This is a genomic window from Ruegeria sp. YTSC325 (assembly GCF_059609525.1).
On the sequence record NZ_JBXWLY010000004.1, the window covers coordinates 282,878 to 302,770 of the forward strand.

General features: G+C 57.7%; 17 protein-coding genes and 2 tRNA genes. 8 read left to right on the forward strand and 11 right to left on the reverse strand.

Features of this window, described 5'->3' with window-relative positions; genetic code table 11:
* Positions 1-61: 61 nt before the first annotated feature.
* Entirely contained in the window at positions 62-436 is a 375-nt protein-coding gene (locus AC2FF7_RS08795; RefSeq protein WP_480867649.1) for a hypothetical protein, read from the forward strand.
* A 16-nt stretch (positions 437-452) separates the two neighbouring features.
* Here the strand turns inward: AC2FF7_RS08795 and hisA are convergent, their stop codons facing one another.
* Positions 453-1,175, reverse strand: coding sequence for a 1-(5-phosphoribosyl)-5-[(5-phosphoribosylamino)methylideneamino]imidazole-4-carboxamide isomerase (gene hisA, locus AC2FF7_RS08800; protein WP_480867647.1), 723 nt, complete (start codon positions 1,173-1,175; stop codon positions 453-455).
* A 134-nt stretch (positions 1,176-1,309) separates the two neighbouring features.
* Between hisA and AC2FF7_RS08805 the strand changes: the two genes are divergently transcribed.
* Entirely contained in the window at positions 1,310-1,711 is a 402-nt protein-coding gene (locus tag AC2FF7_RS08805) for a DUF2147 domain-containing protein (protein WP_496905506.1), read from the forward strand.
* A 4-nt stretch (positions 1,712-1,715) separates the two neighbouring features.
* Here the strand turns inward: AC2FF7_RS08805 and hisH are convergent, their stop codons facing one another.
* Together hisH and hisB are read right to left on the reverse strand one after the other, a co-directional pair.
* Positions 1,716-2,354: an imidazole glycerol phosphate synthase subunit HisH gene (hisH, locus tag AC2FF7_RS08810; protein ID WP_480867645.1), complete on the reverse strand. Its 639-nt coding sequence runs from the start codon at positions 2,352-2,354 to the stop codon at positions 1,716-1,718.
* Complete coding sequence (gene hisB, locus AC2FF7_RS08815) at positions 2,355-2,942, reverse strand: imidazoleglycerol-phosphate dehydratase HisB (RefSeq protein WP_170352535.1); 588 nt, start codon at positions 2,940-2,942, stop codon at positions 2,355-2,357.
* A gap of 156 nt (positions 2,943-3,098) precedes the next feature.
* On the opposite strand from hisB, the gene AC2FF7_RS08820 reads away from it, so the two are divergent.
* The gene (locus tag AC2FF7_RS08820; RefSeq protein ID WP_170753098.1) at positions 3,099-3,338 is read left to right on the forward strand and encodes an Lrp/AsnC family transcriptional regulator; all 240 of its coding nucleotides are present in this window, start codon (positions 3,099-3,101) and stop codon (positions 3,336-3,338) included.
* Here AC2FF7_RS08820 and AC2FF7_RS08825 read toward each other — a convergent pair.
* The 7 genes from AC2FF7_RS08825 to AC2FF7_RS08855 form a co-directional block, all read right to left on the reverse strand.
* Positions 3,335-4,201 carry a GNAT family N-acetyltransferase gene (locus AC2FF7_RS08825; protein WP_170753097.1) on the reverse strand — a complete coding sequence of 289 codons (867 nt, stop codon included), beginning with the start codon at positions 4,199-4,201 and terminating at the stop codon, positions 3,335-3,337. The two genes, AC2FF7_RS08820 and AC2FF7_RS08825, sit on opposite strands and share 4 nt — an antisense overlap.
* A gap of 97 nt (positions 4,202-4,298) precedes the next feature.
* Positions 4,299-4,373 (reverse strand) — tRNA-Gly (locus tag AC2FF7_RS08830).
* A gap of 33 nt (positions 4,374-4,406) precedes the next feature.
* Positions 4,407-4,481 (reverse strand) — tRNA-Gly (locus tag AC2FF7_RS08835).
* A gap of 316 nt (positions 4,482-4,797) precedes the next feature.
* Positions 4,798-5,181 (reverse strand): MAPEG family protein, encoded by a 384-nt coding sequence (locus AC2FF7_RS08840; protein WP_480867644.1) that lies wholly within the window; start codon positions 5,179-5,181, stop codon positions 4,798-4,800.
* 78 nt (positions 5,182-5,259) lie between these two features.
* On the reverse strand, positions 5,260-8,697 hold the full coding sequence (locus AC2FF7_RS08845; protein ID WP_496905507.1) for a pyruvate carboxylase: 3,438 nt from the start codon (positions 8,695-8,697) through the stop codon (positions 5,260-5,262).
* Between the two features lie 124 nt (positions 8,698-8,821).
* A complete protein-coding gene (locus AC2FF7_RS08850; protein ID WP_496905508.1) occupies positions 8,822-9,979 on the reverse strand; it encodes an alpha-hydroxy acid oxidase in 1,158 nt (385 codons plus the stop codon).
* Positions 9,980-10,018: 39 nt separating this feature from the next.
* A complete protein-coding gene (locus AC2FF7_RS08855) occupies positions 10,019-11,809 on the reverse strand; it encodes a sensor domain-containing diguanylate cyclase (protein ID WP_496905509.1) in 1,791 nt (596 codons plus the stop codon).
* 180 nt (positions 11,810-11,989) lie between these two features.
* Between AC2FF7_RS08855 and AC2FF7_RS08860 the strand changes: the two genes are divergently transcribed.
* Positions 11,990-14,596 carry an ATP-dependent helicase gene (locus tag AC2FF7_RS08860; RefSeq protein ID WP_480867636.1) on the forward strand — a complete coding sequence of 869 codons (2,607 nt, stop codon included), beginning with the start codon at positions 11,990-11,992 and terminating at the stop codon, positions 14,594-14,596.
* A gap of 519 nt (positions 14,597-15,115) precedes the next feature.
* Here the strand turns inward: AC2FF7_RS08860 and AC2FF7_RS08865 are convergent.
* On the reverse strand, positions 15,116-15,340 hold the full coding sequence (locus AC2FF7_RS08865; RefSeq protein ID WP_170753086.1) for a DUF1127 domain-containing protein: 225 nt from the start codon (positions 15,338-15,340) through the stop codon (positions 15,116-15,118).
* A 903-nt stretch (positions 15,341-16,243) separates the two neighbouring features.
* On the opposite strand from AC2FF7_RS08865, the gene mraZ reads away from it, so the two are divergent.
* From mraZ to AC2FF7_RS08885, 4 genes are read left to right on the forward strand one after another with little or no spacing between them, the layout of a single operon-like run.
* Entirely contained in the window at positions 16,244-16,747 is a 504-nt protein-coding gene (gene mraZ, locus AC2FF7_RS08870; RefSeq protein ID WP_170352544.1) for a division/cell wall cluster transcriptional repressor MraZ, read from the forward strand.
* Positions 16,748-16,751: 4 nt separating this feature from the next.
* Positions 16,752-17,744: a 16S rRNA (cytosine(1402)-N(4))-methyltransferase RsmH gene (gene rsmH / locus AC2FF7_RS08875; protein WP_480867634.1), complete on the forward strand. Its 993-nt coding sequence runs from the start codon at positions 16,752-16,754 to the stop codon at positions 17,742-17,744.
* Complete coding sequence (gene ftsL / locus AC2FF7_RS08880) at positions 17,741-18,109, forward strand: cell division protein FtsL (protein WP_170352546.1); 369 nt, start codon at positions 17,741-17,743, stop codon at positions 18,107-18,109. Before rsmH ends, ftsL begins: the two co-directional genes overlap by 4 nt.
* Positions 18,106-19,893 carry a peptidoglycan D,D-transpeptidase FtsI family protein gene (locus AC2FF7_RS08885; RefSeq protein WP_496905510.1) on the forward strand — a complete coding sequence of 596 codons (1,788 nt, stop codon included), beginning with the start codon at positions 18,106-18,108 and terminating at the stop codon, positions 19,891-19,893. Before ftsL ends, AC2FF7_RS08885 begins: the two co-directional genes overlap by 4 nt.

Consider the following 19,893-nt stretch of genomic DNA (forward strand, 5'->3'; position numbering starts at 1 on the left):
GGGATGGCGGCGATTTGTGATAGAATTGCCGCATTTCAAAGCACATATTGGGAGGTTTTTTATGAAAATTGCCTTACAAACAATCAGCGCAGCAGTGATGTGTGTCGGGGTGTTTACCACCGGAGCGTTTGCGCAAGATTTCATGTCCAAGTCAGAACTTTTGGCAACCCTACCCGGGTCAACAGTCCGGTCTATTTCTAATCAGGATGACAAGACGCAGTGGGCACAGGCATACAGCACTGGTCGCAAAAAAGGTAAACTTGCCGGTAATTTCGGGGGAAACTCCTACGACGGCGAGTGGTATGTTGATGGCGATAAGTGGTGCGAAAAGACCGGAGACTGGACGGGTTGTTTTCAATTCATAAAAATCAGTGAAACGGAGCTGCAGCCATACAAAGATGGGCAGCCCCGGAAACACACATGGAAGCTGGAATAACCGCCGGTCGGCTTGATTACGCGCCGAGCGTGGCAAGCGCTTCTTTCAGATCAAGCGCCCCGTCGTACAGCGCACGGCCCGAAATGGCACCATTCAATTCCACGCCACAATCGCGCAGGGCGATCAGATCATCCAGCGAGCTCACTCCGCCCGACGCGATCACCGGAATGGACACGGCGCGGGCGAGGGCGGCTGTGGCTTCAATATTCGGGCCCTGCATCGCGCCGTCGCGGTTGATATCGGTGTAGATGATGGCCGCGACGCCCGCATCCTCGAAGCTGCGGGCAAGTTCGGTGACCTCGACATCGGTTTCCTCGGCCCAGCCTTTGGTGGCGACCATGCCGTTGCGGGCGTCGATACCCACGGCGACCTTGCCGGGAAACTCACGCGCGGCTTCGCGGACCAGATCGGGATTTTCGACCGCAACGGTACCAAGAATGACGCGGGCGAGCCCTTTGTCGATCCAGGTTTCGATTGTTGTCATATCGCGGATGCCTCCACCTAGCTGGGCGGGGACTTTGCATGCCGACAGGATCGCCTCGACCGGGGCGGCATTGACCGGCTCGCCGGCGAAGGCACCGTTCAGGTCGACCAGATGCAGCCACTCGCAGCCGGCTTCGACAAATGCTTTCGCCTGGGCGGCCGGGTCGTCATTGAACACAGTCGCCTTGTCCATTTCGCCACGCAACAGGCGCACGGCCTGGCCGTCTTTGAGGTCGATGGCGGGGTAGAGGATCATGATCGGCGGCCCTATATCAGTGTTACACGCGGGGGATATCGCACAAGCGGGGCAGGGGATGCAACGCGACGCGGGGTCATTCTTGCCCGACGACATAAGGCGCGACAAAGTGGCCTCATAAAAGGGAGAAGATCATGAAATCTACATTCATTGCAGCAGCGGCCTTTTCTGTTCTTTCTACGGCAGCGCTGGCAGACCCGGTCGACGGTCTTTGGAAAACCGAGCCCGGAGATGAAGGCAACTATCTGCAAGTTTCGATCCAGCCCTGCGGCAGTGCCATCTGTGGAATCATCGATAGCGCGTTTGACGCCTCGGGCAATCAATCGTTGAACTATGAGAATTTGGGTAAACAGATGATCTGGGATATGCAGGCGCAAGGGGATGGCGCTTATGGTGGTGGCAAAATCTGGGCCCCGGACCGCGATAAGACCTACAGTTCAAAGATGCAACTGGACAGCCAGAACAAGCTGACCGTCAAAGGCTGTGCTGCGGGTGGTCTGATCTGCCGCGGCCAGACTTGGACCCGCGTTCAGTAAAGGATCAGGGCTTCCACGTCAGGAAGTTGCCGATCATGCGCAGCCCCACATCCTGGCTTTTCTCAGGGTGAAACTGCATTCCAACCATCGTGTCACGGCCAATCACGGCCGTGACGTCCCGCCCATAGTCCACATAGGCCAGACGCTGTGCTGGGTCCGCGACCCGCAAGTGGTAGGAGTGGACGAAATAGGTGTGATCGCCGGATTTTATCCCGTCAAACACAGGGTGATCGCTTTCCAGAACCAGATCGTTCCAGCCCATGTGCGGGACTTTCAGCGCGCTGTCTGACGGTTCAATCCGCACCACATCGCCCGCAACCCAGCCCAGACCATCAGTATCGGTGTATTCATGACCTGTAGAGGCCATCAGCTGCATCCCGACGCAGATGCCAAGAAACGGACGGCCTTTTTGCTCCACCGCCTCAACCATGGCGTCGTGGATGCCCTTATGGCCGCGCAGTTCGGCGGCGCAGGCCGGGAAAGCCCCGTCGCCAGGCAGAACCAGCCGGTCGGCGCGCGCGACAACATCTGCGTCCGCGGTCACGACGACCTCGCCCGCATCCAATTCCCGCGCCATCCGCTGAAACGCCTTTTCCGCCGAGTGCAGGTTGCCGCTTTCGTAGTCAATGATCGCTGTCAGCATCTACAGCGCGCCTTTCGTGGATGGAATCGCATCCGCCTTGCGCGGGTCGGTTTCGACCGCGAGTCGCAGGGCGCGGGCGACGGCCTTAAAGGCAGCTTCGGCAATGTGGTGGCTGTTGAAGCCGTGCAACTGGTCGATATGCAGGGTGATGCCGCCATGGGTGGACAGCGCCTGAAAGAACTCACGTACCAACTCGGTGTCGAACGTGCCGATCTTGTGCGTCGGCAGGTCCACGTTCCAGATCAGGAACGGACGGCCCGACAGGTCAAGCGCACAGCGCACCTGCGCGTCATCCATCGGCAAGTGGCATTCGCCATAGCGCCGGATGCCCTTCTTGTCGCCCAATGCCTGCGTCAGCGCCTGACCCAGCGCGATGCCGGTGTCTTCGACCGTGTGGTGGTCGTCGATGTGGTAATCGCCCTTGGCGCGGATCGTCATGTCGATCAGCGAATGACGCGCCAGCTGGTCCAGCATATGATCGAAGAACCCGACGCCGGTCTGGTTGTCATAGGTGCCGGTGCCGTCCAGATTGACCTCGACCGAGATTTCGGTTTCGGCGGTCTGACGGCTGATCTTTGCGCTGCGCATGGGCGAATTCCTTTTGCTACAGGCGCGCTTATAGACGGGGAAGGGCGCGCATATCCAGACCGCAAAGGCGCATTCGCCATAAACTGTTGCAGGGGATTGCACCCTGGCGCGCCTCGTGCCAGCTTGCGACCAACACGAACCAATAAGGCCCGGCCCATGTCCACCTGCGTTTTCATCCAGATCCGCTGCAAACCCGGCACCACCTATAAGGTGGCCGAAGACATCGCCCTGCGCGAAATTCATTCCGAGCTTTATTCGACCAGTGGTGAATACGACCTGCTGCTAAAGCTCTATATTCCGGAAACTGAAGATGTGGGTCATTTCATCAACGAAAACTTGCTGGTGATTCCTGATATCGAAAGATCGCTGACCACGATGACGTTCAAGGCGTTCTAACCCAACTCAAACGTAGTTACCCCGAAAACCCGACTCAGGTCGATGTCCGGTTCATGATCGGAATACATGCGCGCTGTTTCGAACACTTTCTTTAACTCCAACTGCTGCGCCATCGCGATGGCGGCATCGTTGGGCTGGGGCATGTCGACAAAGACATCGTGATCGCGATGATCTACGGGAATAGCGGCGAGCAAACTGGCCAAAAGCGCCTGAGCAATTGCGGCGTCATCGGCAAAAAGCGGGCCGACTTTGTACCCCGTTTTGCAGGGGCGAAGGGTGGCATATCCTCTGATCTGACCATTTTCGGTGTAGACGCGTGAGATGTGGGAGTAGGCGCTTAGCCAGCTTTGCAAAAATGCGTCCCGCGCTGCCGGGAATAGCTGTCGGTCGTAGGCTTTAAGGGCGTCGGTGGCTGTCTTTATGGGCGCAACCCCATTGCCCAGAACTTGACCCAGTTTGGGCAAGACCTGTCGAACGGGGGCGCCGAAGCGGAAATTGTTGTAGGCAAAGGTGAACCCTGATTTCCGGTAATTATCCTGTTGCTCGACCACGCCATCCAGCCCCATGTTGCGGCCTTCACAATGGGCAAGTGCGTGTCTGGCTATCTCGAGACCGTGGCCGTGATGTCGAAATTCGGGCCGAACAATGTAAAAGCCAAGGAACGAAAAAGCGTCGTCATAGTTCACGGCCGAGACCGACGCGATCATCTCACCATCCAGAAAGCCGCCCAGAAATCCACTTGGGTCTGTTGGGCGAAAACACTGAGCGTCGTGCACGCCGGGGTTCCACCCTTCGCGGCCGGCCCAGTCAACGGCGTGTTGCAATTCATCGGCGGTCAGTGACCTGATACTATATCCTGACATGTTAAAATCCTGAAACTTGTAACGATAACACCTACAACGCCAACAGAATGGCGTAACAATCGGCAGGTGGCCAGAAAAGTTTCAAGAATTTGGTATCTGGAGCGGGCGAGGCGATTCGAACGCCCGACCCTAACCTTGGCAAGGTTATGCTCTACCCCTGAGCTACGCCCGCATCAGATACTATGTTGGTCCGAAGACCTCTCAATGGAGCGGGCGAGGCGATTCGAACGCCCGACCCTAACCTTGGCAAGGTTATGCTCTACCCCTGAGCTACGCCCGCGCCGTTGAGTGAGGAGGGATGTATAAATTCCCGCGCAGGGCTGCAAGCGGAAAAGCACAAAAAGGTGCAAAAATATTTCGACGGAAATGCGCTGCTGAAGTGTTCAAGACATAGAGCAACGCAAAACAACAAAGATGGAAACGAGGAAATGAAGCGGGTAGCAGACATAAAGACGGCTCTATTGGCCGGTTTGATCGTTTTAAGCTGTGCACTGAGTGTGCGGGACGAGGACAGGCTTGGAAAGGCCGAGCCTGACCTCGGGCAATTGCCTAGGGTTGAAACACGTGTTTTGACCGGCTGACCCGTGTTGCGGTGATCAAAAGGCCAATATCAGATTCGAGATAGCCGCCACCAGAAGGGCTGTAAACGTCAAAACCATACCGAGTTGGCGTAGGATAACGATCTGAGGCGTCTTACCGAATCCGTAGGCATGCAGCATGCGTCCGGACAGCAAACACAGCCCCAACAGATTGACCATCAGGCCGCTCGCCCCCTGAAGCTCGACCATGGCGATCAGCAGCAACCCAAACGGAGCATATTCTGCAAAGTTGGAATGGGTTCGTACCGCTTTAAGCATCTCGCCGTTGCCCGAGTCGCCATACGAGATCTTTTGGCTCCGGCGGGTACTAATGACCCAGCCGCTGAGAGCGACGTAGATGATCGCCAGCAGCGCAGCGTAGATAGGTGTGATAGACAGCATGTTTTCCCTCCCGTTTGCAAAGCGACGGGCCGCCCGGATGTCCGAGCGGCCCGAAGGTTGGGAATTAAACTAGATCGTTCACTCAAGTTCGACCAGTAGGTCCTTAGCGTCAATCTGGCCGCCGGGCTGCACGTGGATCGCCTTAACGGTCGCGTCACGCTCTGCGTGGATGCCAGTTTCCATCTTCATGGCTTCGATGGTCAGCAACAGGTCGCCTTCCTTCACCTCTTGTCCGGCAGTAACGGAAACGGTTGCGACGACGCCGGGCATTGGTGCGCCGATGTGGCTGGGGTTGCCGGTTTCAGCCTTGGGGCGCGTCTGTGTCGACGACGTGACAAGACGGTTCGGCACTCGAATTACACGCGGTTGGCCGTTGAGTTCAAAAAAGACCTTCACTTCACCTTTTTCGTCGGTCTCACCAATGGCCTGACACCGAATTTCCAACGTCTTGCCGGGGTCGATCTCGGCCGTGATTTCTTCGCCCGGTTCCATTCCATAGAAAAAGGTGCGCGTGGGCAGGGTGCGAACCGGACCATAGGTACGGTGGCGGCCCATATAGTCCAGGAAGACCTTGGGATACATCAGATACCCGTTCAGATCCTCGTCATCGACCTCTTTGCCTTCCAGTTGCTTCGACAGCTCGGCGCGGGTGGCTTCAAGATCGACGGCAGGTACATCCTTGCCGGGGCGGTCCGTGTTGGGGGCCTCGTCCTTGAGGACCTTGTGGATGATGGTGTCGGGGAACCCGCCCGGAGGTTGGCCCAGGTTGCCGCGCATCATGTCCACGACTGAATCAGGGAAGGCCACATCCGTATCCGGGCTTTCAACGTCAGCACGGGTCAGGCCCTGGCTGACCATCATTAGCGCCATGTCACCAACCACCTTGGACGATGGTGTCACCTTGACGATATCGCCGAACATCTGGTTCACGTCGGCATACATCTGAGCGACCTCATGCCAGCGTTCCTCCAGCCCCAAGCTGCGCGCCTGCGCCTTGAGGTTGGTGAACTGACCGCCGGGCATTTCGTGCAGATAAACCTCGGAGGCCGGAGCCTGCAGGCTGGACTCAAACGCCGCGTATTGGCCACGAACTGCTTCGAAGTAGTCACTGATCTCGCGGATGGCCTTGATGTCCAACCCGGTGTCACGATCCGTGTGGCGCAGCGCCTCGACCACGGTGCCCAGCGTCGCCTGAGAAGTGTTGCCCGAGAAGCTGTCCATCGCGCAATCCACCGCGTCCACGCCCGCCTCGGACGCGGCCAGAATGGTGGCGCTGGCGATGCCCGCGGTGTCGTGCGTGTGGAAGTGGATCGGCAGTCCGACCTCTTCCTTCAACGCGCGGATCAAGATCTTGGCCGAGGCCGGTTTCAGCAGACCCGCCATGTCTTTCAGGCCCAGAACATGCGCGCCCGCGTCGCGCAGCTCTTTCGCCATGCCGACATAGTATTTCAGGTCATATTTGGCGCGATCCGGGTCCAGAATATCACCGGTATAACAAACGGTGCCCTCACAGATTTTGCCGTTCTCAACCACCGCATCCATGGCAACGCGCATGTTCTCGACCCAGTTCAGCGAGTCGAACACGCGGAACACGTCGATATTCTGCGACGCCTGACGGACGAATTCCTGCACCACGTTGTCGGGGTAGTTGGTGTAGCCAACCCCGTTTGCGCCACGCAGCAGCATCTGGGTCATCAGGTTCGGCATCGCTTCGCGCAGGTCACGCAGACGCTGCCACGGGCATTCCTGCAAGAAGCGGTAGGCCACATCGAATGTCGCTCCGCCCCAGCATTCGACCGAGAACAACTGCGGCAGGTTGGCCGCGTAGGTCGGTGCCACCTTGATCATGTCGATTGAGCGCATCCGCGTGGCCAACAGCGACTGGTGCCCGTCGCGCATGGTGGTGTCGGTGATCAGCAACTGGCGCTGCGCCTTCATCCAGTCTGCGACCGCCTGCGGGCCTTTCTGTTCCAGCAGGTTGCGGGTGCCCATTTGGGGTTCCCCCTTCAACGCGGGGGGCTTGGCCTCTTTCAGGTCGGCGCGGGGTTCGGGACGGTCCTTGGTCTCGGGGTGCCCGTTCACGGTAATATCCGCGATATAGGTCAGAACTTTGGTGCCCCGGTCGCGGCGCCGCTTGAAGGCAAACAGGTCCGGCGTCGTGTCGATGAACTTGGTGGTGTATTCGTTCGACAGGAAGGTCGGGTGCTTCAGCAGGTTGATAACAAAGTCGATATTGGTGCTGACACCGCGAATACGGAACTCGCGCAGCGCCCGGTCCATCCGCGCAATCGCAGCCTCAGGCGTGGGCGCCTTGGCCGTGACCTTGGTCAGCAACGAGTCGTAATAACGCGTGATCACCCCGCCCGCATAGGCCGTGCCGCCATCCAGACGAATGCCCATTCCGGTGGCCGAGCGATAGGCGGTGATGCGGCCATAATCGGGGATAAAATTGTTCTGCGGATCTTCGGTCGTGATCCGCGTCTGCAGCGCGTGACCGTTCAGACGCACGTCGGACTGGCTGGCAGCGCCGGTTGCTTCGGCCAGAGTTTTACCCTCGGCGATCAGGATTTGCGCCTGCACGATGTCGATGCCCGTGACCTCTTCGGTGACGGTATGTTCGACCTGTACGCGGGGGTTCACTTCGATGAAGTAGAACTTGCCGGTTTCCATATCCATCAGGAATTCGACCGTGCCCGCGCATTCATAATTCACATGGGCGCAGATTTTGCGGCCGAGTTCACAGATTTCCGCGCGCTGTTCGTCAGACAGATACGGGGCAGGGGCGCGTTCCACGACCTTCTGGTTCCGGCGCTGAACCGAGCAGTCGCGTTCGTACAGGTGGTAAATCTCACCGTGCTTGTCGCCCAGAATCTGCACCTCGACATGGCGGGCACGGGTGATCATCTTTTCCAGATAGCCTTCTCCATTGCCAAAAGCGGCCTCGGCCTCGCGGCGGCCTTCCAGTACCTTTTCTTCCAGCTCTGCCTCGGATTCGATCGGGCGCATCCCGCGTCCGCCTCCGCCCCAGCTGGCCTTCAGCATCAGCGGGTAACCGATCTCGGCGGCCTCCGCGCGGATCGCGTCCATGTCATCGCCCAGAACCTCGGTTGCCGGAATGACCGGAACGCCAGCTGCAATCGCAACGCGGCGGGCGCTGGCCTTGTCGCCAAGGGCGCGCATGGTTTCAGCTTTCGGTCCGATGAAGGTTATGCCGTTCTGCACACAGGCATCCACGAAATCGGGGTTTTCCGACAGCAGGCCGTAACCCGGGTGGATCGCGTCTGCGCCGCATTCCTTGGCGACGCGGATGATTTCATCAATCGAAAGATATGCAGCCACCGGGCCCATGCCTTCGCCAATGCGATACGCCTCATCCGCCTTAAAACGGTGCAGGCCCAGCTTGTCCTCTTCGGCGAAGACAGCGACGGTGCGTTTGCCCATCTCATTGGCTGCGCGCATCACGCGAATGGCAATCTCGCCGCGGTTGGCGATCAGGATCTTGTTGAAGTCGGTCATTTGCGGTCCCGGTCTTTATGGTTTGGCCGTGTTCATAAGCGGACAATACGCGCACGTATATCAGTCGTTCTGGGTAGAACCGGCATGTTAACGCTCGCAAACGCCCTATGTTGGCGCTAACGTATTACACGTGCCGCGCCGCAGCATCAATCTGAGATATTGCAGGTGGCAAGTGATCTAGAGATTCTGCCCCCAGCTGACCCATATTCGCCAGCAGATCTTGCCGCAGAATGTCTATCGCATGGTCAGGGCCATCGACGCCTAGGGCTGCGAGAGCATACATGAACCCACGCCCAAGCATGACCAAATCTGCGCCCAGTGCTTTCGCGCGCAGAATATCCAGCCCCCCTTCGATGCCGCTATCGAGTATCAGTGGCAGATCTGTCGCGGCACGAATGGCTGGTAGCGCCTCGATACTTGCGGGGGCGGCGTCGAACTGTCGACCACCGTGATTGGATATCCACAAGGCGTCGACACCCGCCTGTTTCAGCGGTTCAGCATCCACGGCACGCATAACCCCTTTAACTATGAAAGGACCATCCCACGCATCGCGCAGCCATCTGACATAGTCCATGTCCGGCGACGTGCGCAGTAGATACCCAACATGCGCTGTCGGAGGGAGATTGCTTGAATCGTCGGTGTACTTGTCCAATGTGCGCATCCGCGGTGGCCCGCTACGCGCCATGGCAAGGGCCCATGCAGGCCGTTGAATGATTTGTGCCAGCAAGCGGGGGGTCAGCCTGGGCGGGTTCGTAAGCCCCGAACGGATTTGTCTTTCCCGTCGAGACGCCACCGGCACGTCCGCAGTCATTACCAGCGTTGAGAATCCGGCAGCTTTGACCCGGTTGAGCAAATCCATGCGGATGTCTGGGTCCTTTGGGGGGTAGAGTTGAAACCACGCGTCATCCCCGATGTGGCCGTCCAGGTCTTCGGGGCTTTGGGTCGCAACGTTTGAGAGGGTAAAAGGCAGGCTTGCCGCCGCGCAGGCCCGCGCCAAAACCCCCTCGGCGTCGGGCCAGATCAAGCCCGCCATTCCGATCGGAGCTACACCAAACGGGAGCGGGTAACGTTTCCCCAAAAAATCGGTGCCGGTGTCACAAGATATCGTTCCGTGCAGGATTGAGGGCAAAAAGCCAATACGATCCAGGGCGGCGCGGTTTCGGTTCAGTGTTGCTTCGACTCCGGTACCGCTGTCCAGGTATTCCCACACGAAATGGGGGATTCTGGTTTTGGCCCGACGCTTCAGATCTTCGATGCTGGGATATCTGCTGTGCAAATCCATACGGATTGATCGTGGTTGGCGTCTGATTCGGCAAGAAATTTAGGACTTTGCGCTAATTTTGGCGATGGAAGGTGTTGTAACGCCAGTCTGATCCCCGCGCCCAGAGCTCGGATCAATCTTTCCGGCAACCTGAACCTGATTGCGGCCTTTGTCCTTGGCCTCATACAGCGCATCATCCGCCGAGCGCATAAGATCCTGCGGCATGGTTCCATGCGCCGGGTAATTGGCGACACCCACAGAAATCGTTATGCGGGGTAGCGATTTTTCACCGTACCGCACGGTAATACCTTCAACCGCCTGGCGCAGCTGTTCAGCGCGGGTCATGGCATCTTCCTGAGTATTGTCGGGCAGGATCAGCATGAACTCTTCCCCACCGATCCTGCAGGCGATCTCATCCCGGTCACACTCTTGTTCCATTGCCGATCCAACAGCGCGCAAAACCATATCTCCGGCGTCGTGCCCATGAGTGTCGTTGAACTTTTTGAAGTGATCCACGTCCACAGCAATCAGGCTGAGCGGAGCGCCTGTTTGCTGGCTGCGGCTAATGGACTTGCGCAACGTCTCGGTCATGTGCCGCCGGTTGAACAAGCCGGTCAGCGGGTCCCGCACTGACTGGTCATGCAACTGGTCGCGCATCCGAACGTTGGCGATTGCCATGCTGATTTGCTCTGCACATAGCTGCGCCAGTTTGCGGCTTTTGTGAAAGCACTTGTCGCGACCTTCCAGCGCCCGCAGATGCAGCAGACCAACCGTTTCGCCGTGGGCCAGAATCGGGAAGCAGAAGTAAGGACGGCCATCATGGGGCTCGGCATGTTCACATACAAAGTCAATCTCGGACGCACCGAATTCATAGGTTCGCCCCCGACGCAGGCCCCAGCATCCTTCGGGGTGGATGTGAGACTTATGCGTGCCACCATTCCAACTGGCACACCCATCCAGCACATCGCGTGAGTTCGAGTATACATACACACTGCCCTCTGCCTCGGGCAGGATGTGGGTCATGAAACGCGAGACCATGTCGAACAGCTCGTCCAGAGACCGGCTGGATTGCAGCCATTCATTCAACTCGCCCAGCAAACGGACTTCTCGGGCCAAACGCAATTGTTCGTCCATAAGCTCACGTTCCTTGGCTGCGCGCCCGCGAAGGCTTTGAACCTGACGGCGGTTAGAGCGGAACACGACCAATGTCACGACACTGAACGCAAGAAGGGCAACAGTGCTGAGAATAAACAGAGACAACCGCACGCGATCGATGAACAGGTTCCTGACATCCGTAATGTCCGAATAGAACTCAATCGCGCCCAGAAAACGACCGTCTCGAATGATCGGAGTGTAGATTTCCGCAACGTGGCGTGTTTGCGGGCCCGAGGCGTGAATAGCGTCGCCATCGAAATCCTCGACCTCGGATAAAGGTTTTTCTTCGTGTTTATAGTAGATATTGCCCTGTTTGATTACGGTGTCAAAGTACGGTTTGGAGTTCACTGACCCTAGGTCGGAGGACCGTGAAGACCAGAAGACGCGACCATCTGCGTTGAACAGTTTGAAACGATAGATGTCGGATGTTGCGGGCAAAAGCTCAAGAAACTCCTGATCATGGCCGCCGACGAATCCTGTTTGGAACGTGGCTTGAACATCCTTCAGGTGCGATGTCACTTGTTTGCCGAGCTGCGTGGCTTCTTTTCTCAGGTCCGCTTCAAGCATACGGTCCACGACCGGAGCAGGCACCGCGTATATTCCCCAGCCAGAAAACGCGGTCAGGGACAAAAGCGTCAGCACAATGGCCGCCAATTTCAGCCGATATGACCAGCCTGGTTTAAGTTTTTGTTCCATGATCGCGCTCCCACAGCTTTGAATTCACTATCGAGTGCGCTTTTTTGAGCAAAGGTTAACGCGGGCCGGCAAAATGCACAGCTGTTGAATAGAATTGCTTATAGTTCAAACGGCAAATCTTGGCGAACAAGGGGTGAACAAACCCTTTCCCTCGGGCCTTATTCGGCGTAGCTTGGCACGATGAGCAGTTTCGATGAAATGGACGCCTTTGAAGGCGCATCCCTGTCCCAGCGCGCCATGGTTGCGCGCCCCGCACCTTATCTTGATGAACTGAACCCGGCGCAGCGCGAAGCGGTTGAGCGTCTGGATGGGCCGGTTCTGATGTTGGCCGGGGCGGGGACCGGCAAAACCAAAGCACTCACGGCGCGGATTGCGCATCTTCTGACCAAGGGGCAGGCGCGGCCGAATGAGATTCTGGCCGTGACATTCACCAACAAAGCCGCGCGCGAGATGCGTGATCGCGTGGGTCGCCTGTTGGGCCAACCGGCCGAGGGGATGCCGTGGCTGGGCACATTTCATTCGATCTGCGTCAAGCTGCTGCGCCGCCATGCGGAACTGGTGGGTTTGAAATCGAACTTCACCATTCTGGACACGGATGAACAGCTGCGCCTGCTCAAGCAGTTGATCAAGCTGGCGAATATTGACGAGAAACGCTGGCCCCCGCGAATGTTGGCCGGGATCATCGACGACTGGAAGAACCGCGCGCTGACGCCCGACAAGGTGCCCGCTGCCGATGCGGGGGCGTATAACAGCAAGGGTATTGAGCTTTATGCCCAATACCAGACCCGCCTGCGCGAGCTGAACGCCGTCGATTTCGGCGATCTGTTGTTGCACATGGTCTCGATCTTTCAGCAGCACGAGGATGTGTTGCAGCAATATCAGCGCTGGTTCCGCTATATTTTGGTGGACGAGTATCAGGATACCAACGTTGCCCAATACCTGTGGCTGCGGCTGCTGGCCGGGGCGCATAAAAACATCTGTTGCGTGGGCGATGATGACCAGTCGATCTATGGCTGGCGCGGGGCCGAGGTTGGCAATATCCTGCGGTTCGAAAAGGATTTCCCCGGCGCGTTTGTGGTGCGGCTTGAGCAGAACTACCGATCGACTCCGCATATTCTGGCTGCCGCCTCGAATGTCATTAGGGGCAACGAAAACCGTCTGGGTAAGGAACTGTGGACGGCCGCAGAAAATGGCGAAAATGTTCGCTTGATCGGCCATTGGGATGGCGAGGAAGAAGCGCGCTGGATCGGCGAGCAAATCGACGACCTTGTTAACGGGAGTTCTCCTGTTGCTAAACGAAGACAAAACTCTCGATCAGATCAGATGATGAGGGAGGTTGAGCGTCTCGATGAACTGGGTGCATTGAAGGGGCTCAATAGAAGAGAGGATGTCCTCGATAGGTTGAAGCAGAATAAGAGCTTTTTGGCAGACGATCATCGGAAAAGTCTTATCTGGGAATTGACGATGAGGCAGCAAGAAGGTCGATCACTGGAAGCGGCTTTCCCGAGATTCTATCTGGATGAGATCGCCATCCTTGTCCGTGCCTCGCACCAGATGCGCGCGTTCGAGGATCGGTTTCTGACCATCGGTTTGCCTTATAAGGTGATCGGCGGCCCTCGGTTCTATGAGCGGATGGAGATCCGCGATGCCATGGCCTATTTCCGGCTGGTGGTCAGCCCCGGTGACGATCTGGCGTTCGAGCGGATTGTGAATACGCCCAAGCGCGGTTTGGGCGACAAGGCGCAACAGACGATCCAAATGACCGCGCGCGAAAATGGCGTGTCGCTGGTCGATGGGGCACGGATTGCGGTCGACAATGGGCTGATCAAGGGCAAAGGCGGCAAGGCTTTGCGAGAGCTGATCGAGGGGCTGGCGCGCTGGAATGCGATGACGCGCGGGCCGCGAATCGAGGTCGAGGATGATACGGTCATCGACGACGGCGCGCCGCTGCGGTTTGGTGAGCCTGAAGTGTCGCATATCGAACTGGCGCAGATCATTCTGGATGAATCCGGCTATACGGCCCACTGGCAGAATGAAAAGACGCCCGAGGCGCCGGGGCGGTTGGAAAACCTCAAGGAACTGGTCAACCAGTTGGATAATTTCGAGAACCTGCAGGGGTTCTTGGAACATGTCAGTCTGGTCATGGACAATGAGCAGGACGGCGACGGGGCCAAAGTCTCGATCATGACGCTGCACGCGGCCAAGGGGTTGGAGTTTCCTGCCGTGTTCCTGCCGGGGTGGGAGGATGGGTTGTTCCCCTCGCAACGCTCGATGGACGAATCCGGCCTGAAGGGTTTGGAGGAGGAGCGACGGCTGGCCTATGTCGGTATCACCCGCGCTGAAGAGGTCTGCACGATTTCCTTCGCGGCCAATCGGCGGGTGTTCGGGCAGTGGCAAAACGCGATGCCATCGCGATTCATCGACGAGTTACCCGAGAACCATGTAGAGGTGCTGACGCCTCCGGGCCTGTACGGCGGCGGGCAGGCTACGGCCAGCATCGAAACCCGCGCGGCCGAAGCAAATGTCTATAACTCGCCGGGCTGGAAACGGATGCAGGCGCGGCAGGGGCAGTATGGGATGTCTCAGCCCAAAGAAAGCCGCAATACGGTGATCGATGCGACGGCACTGGTGAGTTTCACGCTGGGTGAGCGGGTATTTCACCAGAAATTCGGCTATGGCGCGGTGATCGACATCGAAGGCGACAAGGTCGAGGTCGATTTCGACAAGGCCGGGGTGAAGAAGGTCGTATCGCGATTCCTGTCGGCTAAGGACGACGTACCGTTTTAATCAAATGGAATGTGCCTGACGGCACATGCTCGATTCTGCGAAGGCGCCCGGTTCTGACCGCGGCGCCTTTTTTGCGTTCAGAAAAAGAAAAACGGCGGTTTCCAGGGAGGAGGAGAGGAAACCGCCGTTCTTTGCAACATCGAGACAGGGAGGAGGAGAGTCCCGATGTATCCGAATCCGGGTTTGATCCCGGTATGTGTAAGTCGCGACGACACCAGGGAGGAGGAGAGGTGTCGTCGCGCTCTTTCAACATCAGGGCAGGGAGGAGGAGAGCCCCGATGTATCTGTTTCCGAGTCTGATCCCGGTATCTGTAAGACGCGGCGACGTCAGGGAGGAGGAGAGACGTCGCCGCGCGCTTTCAACACCGGGAAAGGGAGGAGGAGAACCCGGTGTGTCACGTTCCGGCATTCAGGGCCGGTATAATCTGCGGCGACACCAGGGAGGAGGAGAGGTGCCGCCGCTGAAATACAGGCCCTAAAGGGAGGAGGAAGGACCTGATCTCGGTTATGTCGGTGCGCTTAGCGTGCGCAGTATTCTTCTGCCGCCTGCATCGCGAGGCGACGGATCATCGACCGGTGTAGGCCAAGATCAGCCAGTTCGCGGTTCGACAGCTCGGACAGCTCGTTGACCGTCTGGCGATAGATGCGATAACGGGCGTACCGGGTTTTTGCGGCTTCAATCAGAGAAGCCAGGCCGGTTGCCGGTGCGCCTTTGAGCGCTGTCTGATGTGTTACTGCTGCCATTTGCTTAACCCGATATGTCTCTTTGCTGCCGGATCGTTCCGGCGTTTGCTTGAGACTGAAGATAGGCGAATGCTGCGATTGCACAATAGCTCACGTCGTCAATGCTGCTATGCGGCAAGTGCATAGATATCAAAGCGTTGTAAGATATCTGCCAAAAGTGCCTTAAAAATAAGGGTTTTCACGATTTACAGTTTTCGCCACAAGTGTCACCTTGATTGCTTGCGCATAAAGTTTGCCCCAACTTTCATCGCCATTTCCTGAAATTTGTGCGCTTTGAGAGCGCCCTCGCTCGTTGAAAAAGAGAAGAATCTTTTGGGGGAGGGGTAAATGGGAAACCATGGGTCTTTCTGCAGACGATGATAATCAGCTCGTTTTCAGACGCTGATTCGCGGTTTCTAGGGCGTGTTTGAATGGCGATCACCCAAGAATCCGCACATTTTGGAAAAAAGTTGGGAAATCGTGGGACATAGTGGGTTCAGCTTATATTTATCTATATATCGTAGCTAGTCGCGATATGGATACTTTTTCTGGTATGCTTTTCCTGTTTGCGTCTATTGAATTCCTCCTTATAGTGGGCCTTCCGTGATGACATGCCTGAATTTTTTATTTGATTTCCATGAATTCCCATGGCATCCCTTATACATCCGATGAGGACGAGGCACATGGGGCACCAAACGACCCCGAACCAATAAAATTCAGGTTTCATACAGGCATCTCGCTTTCATCAATCAAGAGATCCGGCGCGCGGGCGAGCAGACATCCCCCCAGGTGGCGCGCGCAGCTGGACTTCCCGCTCAGCGGGCCAATGCGGCGGGTTGATCAGTGGCAGCAGATCAACCCGCCGTTTTTCATCCGGGGGAAACGTGAAGTTCAAGTGGGGCGCAAGCGAAAGGGACAGTCGTCTTGGCGCGCAGGTTCAGAGGTGAAAGCCACCACAAGGTGGATACGAAGGGCAGGGTGTCGATCCCGGCCTCATTTCGCCGTGTGCTTGAAACTTCGGACCCGAACTGGCAACCCGGTGATAACCCTGAGCTTGTGATAGTCTACGGCGATCATCGTCGAAAATACCTTGAATGCTACACAATGGAAGCGATCGACGAGGTCGACGCCAAGATTGATGCTTTGCCGCGCGGATCTATGCAGCGCCGGATGCTGCAACGCATGTTCCACGGTCAGTCCCATCCGACCAACGTTGATGAAACGGGTCGTCTGGTACTGCCCGCCAAGCTGCGCAACAAGATCGATCTGGAAGGCGAGGCTTTCTTTATAGCCGCCGGCGATACCTTCCAGATTTGGAAGCCCGAGACCTATGAGGCTGAAGAGCTGGCAAAGGCGGAAGAGTGGTTGGACGATCTGCCCGATGACTTCGACCCGATGGTCTATCTTGATGGCGTCGAGGGGGCGTAGCGGCATGGCCGACGCTCTGACCCCTTCGGACAAACCTCATATCCCTGTTTTGTTGCGCCCATTGCTGGCGGCTGTGGCTCCGGTCTCGGGCGTGTGGTTGGATGGTACGTTCGGCGCCGGTGGGTACACAAAAGGTTTGCTGGAGGCGGGGGCTGAGAAGGTTATCGGTGTGGACCGCGATCCGTTGGCCTTTGAAATGGTCGCGGATTGGGTTGGTGACTACGGCGACCGATTGGTGATGCAACCCGGTGTGTTCTCACGCATGGATGAGTATGCACAGGATTTGGACGGAGTTGTGTTGGACCTGGGCGTGTCTTCGATGCAGTTGGACCAGGCCGAGCGTGGGTTTTCCTTCATGAAGAACGGCCCGCTGGATATGCGGATGAGCCAGGAAGGCGAAAGCGCTGCAGATCTGGTCAATGCCGCGTCCGAGGCGCAGTTGGCTGATATCCTGTTTCACTTTGGAGAAGAGCGCGCCAGCCGCCGCATTGCCAAGGCCATCGTCAAGGCGCGTGCGGAGGAGGCGATCACGACGACCCTGCGTTTGGCCGAGATCATCGAATCCTGCCTGCCGCGCCCGAAGCCGGGTCAATCGCACCCGGCAACGCGAAGCTTTCAGGGCCTGCGAATTGCAGTAAATGCGGAATATGAGGAACTGTTTCAGGGTCTTATGGCCGCCGAGCGGGCTTTGAAGCCCGGAGGACAACTGGCAGTGGTGACGTTTCATTCCATCGAAGACCGTATGGTCAAACGGTTCTTTCAATCGCGCGCGGGAAAGACCGGGCGCGCCAATCGTTACGCGCCTGAAATCACGCAGGACTTGCCGCAATTCACGTTGAAAACGCGCAAGGCGGTGGGGCCAGACGAGCAGGAATTGCAGGAGAATCCGCGTGCGCGCTCGGCCAAGTTGCGTGTTGCTGTGCGGACTGAGGCTCCGGCGGGGGAAATTGAGGCCCGCGCCATTGGGATGCCGCAAATCGGGGGAAGGGCAAAATGAAGAGTGTATTATATGTGATGACTGCGCTTTCGGTATTTGGGTTGGCTTTGTGGGCCTATCAGGAAAACTACCGCACGCAGCAGGTTGTCAAAGAGACACAGAAGCTGCAGCGTGAGATCGGCATGGCGCAAGTTCGGCTGGCGGTTCTGAATGCAGAATGGGCCTATCTGAACCGCCCGGACCGGTTGCGTGAACTCGCCGACCTGAATTTCGAACGTTTGGGCCTGCTGCCTCTGCGAGCAGAACAGTTTGGGCGGGCTGACCAGGTCTCTTATGCCGAAGATCCCGATCTGCCGATCGTTGATCCGATCGAACTGCAGGCGATCACGAACATTCAGGCGTTTGGCGAGGTGCAAATCCCATGACCCGGACACCGCTACGCCCCTTAGCCCGTATCCTTGACGCCCGCGCCCGCGGCGAAAACCCCAAAGCCATCGAGCGCGAAAATATCCGCCAGCGTCACGAAGACATGAAAGACCGCGCCCGCGCCCGCGCCGAGGGGCGTCTTTTGGTTTTGGGCCTGTTCTTTTTCTGTGCGTTTTCGGTAGTGGGTTTTCGCATGGGTATGCTCGCCACCTCCGAGGCGCAAGAGCCGCTGGCCAGCACGCCCGGTGCCGCCATCGCCATGCAGCGCGCCAATATCGTCGACCGTGAAGGACGCATTCTGGCGACCAATCTGGATACATACTCGGTCTATGCGCAGCCGCCATTGATGATCGACCCCGAAGCCGCCGCTGATCAATTGGTGGCGATCTTCCCCGATCTTGAAAAAGAACGTCTGGTCAAGGATTTCACCGGCAATCGTAAATTTCTGTGGATCAAGAAACGCATCTCGCCCGAGCAGAAGCAGGCTGTCCATGACATCGGCGACCCCGGCATCCTTTTCGGCCCGCGTGAGATGCGGCTTTATCCCAACGGCAAACTGGCCGCGCATATTCTGGGCGGCTCGGGCTTTGGTCGCGAAGGCGTCAGCGCCGCCGAGGTAATCGGTGTCGCGGGCGTTGAAAAGCAATTCGACGATTATCTGCGTGATCCGGCCAACGGCAACAAACCTCTTCAACTGTCTTTGGACCTGACTGTTCAGGCGGCGGTCGAACAGGTTCTGTATGGCGGCATGAAAATCATGAACGCCAAGGGGGCCTCGGCCGTTCTTATGAACGCCCATACGGGTGAGGTCGTTTCGGCAGCCTCGTTGCCGTCTTTTGACCCCAATGACCGCCCCCGCCCGCCAACTTCGGGGTTTGATCCCTCGGACAGCCCATTGTTCAACCGCTACGTGCAGGGCGTGTACGAGCTGGGCTCGGTCTTCAAGATTTTCACGGCGGCGCAGGCGGTTCAGCTTGGGCTGGTGAATTCCGAGACGATCATCGACACGTCGGGCCCGATGCGGATCGGTCGCTTCCCGATTGGCGAGTTCAACGGCAAAAACTACGGCAAGATCAGCGTGGCGGATGTGATCGTCCACAGCTCGAACCGGGGAACGGGGCGGCTGGCGCTGCAGATCGGCGCAAAACGGCAGCAGAATTTTCTGCGTTCGCTGGGTATGTTCGATCCGACCCCGTTTGAAATTGTCGAGGCCAAGGGCGGCGAGCCTTTGAAGCCCAAGAAATGGGGCGAACTCAGCACGGTTACGATCTCTTATGGCCATGGTCTGTCGACAAGCCCGATGCATCTGGCGGCGGGCTATGCGACGATTGCCAATGGCGGGCACTATGTCAGCCCGACGATCCTGCGCAAAAATGGGCCTCAATACGGGCCGCGCGTGATGTCTGACAGTGCAGCGCAACAGGCGCAGCGGATGTTGCGCAAGGTTGTCACCGACGGCACCGCCAGCTTCGGCGATGTTGCAGGCTATGACGTGGCGGGTAAGACCGGCACGGCTGATAAGCCCAAACCACGTGGCGGCTATTATGATGACAAGGTGATTTCCACCTTCGCGACAATCTTCCCGGCCTATGATCCAAAATACGTGCTGATCGTCACGCTGGATGAGCCATCGATCGTCGCCTACGGCGAAAAGCGCCGCACGGCTGGCTGGACAGCCGTGCCCGTTGCTGCCGAGCTGATCGGGCGCATTGCCCCGTTGCTGGGGTTGCGACCTCGGCTTGAGCCTGAAGCGCGCGCTGCTATAACGCTCACCTCAAATTAG

Coding starts and splice junctions, on each gene's coding strand:
- AC2FF7_RS08795 (WP_480867649.1), top strand. CDS start 62: ATGAAAATTGCCTTACAAACAATCAGCGCAGCAGTGATGTGTGTCGGG.
- hisA (WP_480867647.1), bottom strand. CDS start 1,175: ATGATCCTCTACCCCGCCATCGACCTCAAAGACGGCCAGGCCGTGCGC.
- AC2FF7_RS08805 (WP_496905506.1), top strand. CDS start 1,310: ATGAAATCTACATTCATTGCAGCAGCGGCCTTTTCTGTTCTTTCTACG.
- hisH (WP_480867645.1), bottom strand. CDS start 2,354: ATGCTGACAGCGATCATTGACTACGAAAGCGGCAACCTGCACTCGGCG.
- hisB (WP_170352535.1), bottom strand. CDS start 2,942: ATGCGCAGCGCAAAGATCAGCCGTCAGACCGCCGAAACCGAAATCTCG.
- AC2FF7_RS08820 (WP_170753098.1), top strand. CDS start 3,099: ATGTCCACCTGCGTTTTCATCCAGATCCGCTGCAAACCCGGCACCACC.
- AC2FF7_RS08825 (WP_170753097.1), bottom strand. CDS start 4,201: ATGTCAGGATATAGTATCAGGTCACTGACCGCCGATGAATTGCAACAC.
- AC2FF7_RS08840 (WP_480867644.1), bottom strand. CDS start 5,181: ATGCTGTCTATCACACCTATCTACGCTGCGCTGCTGGCGATCATCTAC.
- AC2FF7_RS08845 (WP_496905507.1), bottom strand. CDS start 8,697: ATGACCGACTTCAACAAGATCCTGATCGCCAACCGCGGCGAGATTGCC.
- AC2FF7_RS08850 (WP_496905508.1), bottom strand. CDS start 9,979: ATGGATTTGCACAGCAGATATCCCAGCATCGAAGATCTGAAGCGTCGG.
- AC2FF7_RS08855 (WP_496905509.1), bottom strand. CDS start 11,809: ATGGAACAAAAACTTAAACCAGGCTGGTCATATCGGCTGAAATTGGCG.
- AC2FF7_RS08860 (WP_480867636.1), top strand. CDS start 11,990: ATGAGCAGTTTCGATGAAATGGACGCCTTTGAAGGCGCATCCCTGTCC.
- AC2FF7_RS08865 (WP_170753086.1), bottom strand. CDS start 15,340: ATGGCAGCAGTAACACATCAGACAGCGCTCAAAGGCGCACCGGCAACC.
- rsmH (WP_480867634.1), top strand. CDS start 16,752: ATGGCCGACGCTCTGACCCCTTCGGACAAACCTCATATCCCTGTTTTG.
- ftsL (WP_170352546.1), top strand. CDS start 17,741: ATGAAGAGTGTATTATATGTGATGACTGCGCTTTCGGTATTTGGGTTG.
- AC2FF7_RS08885 (WP_496905510.1), top strand. CDS start 18,106: ATGACCCGGACACCGCTACGCCCCTTAGCCCGTATCCTTGACGCCCGC.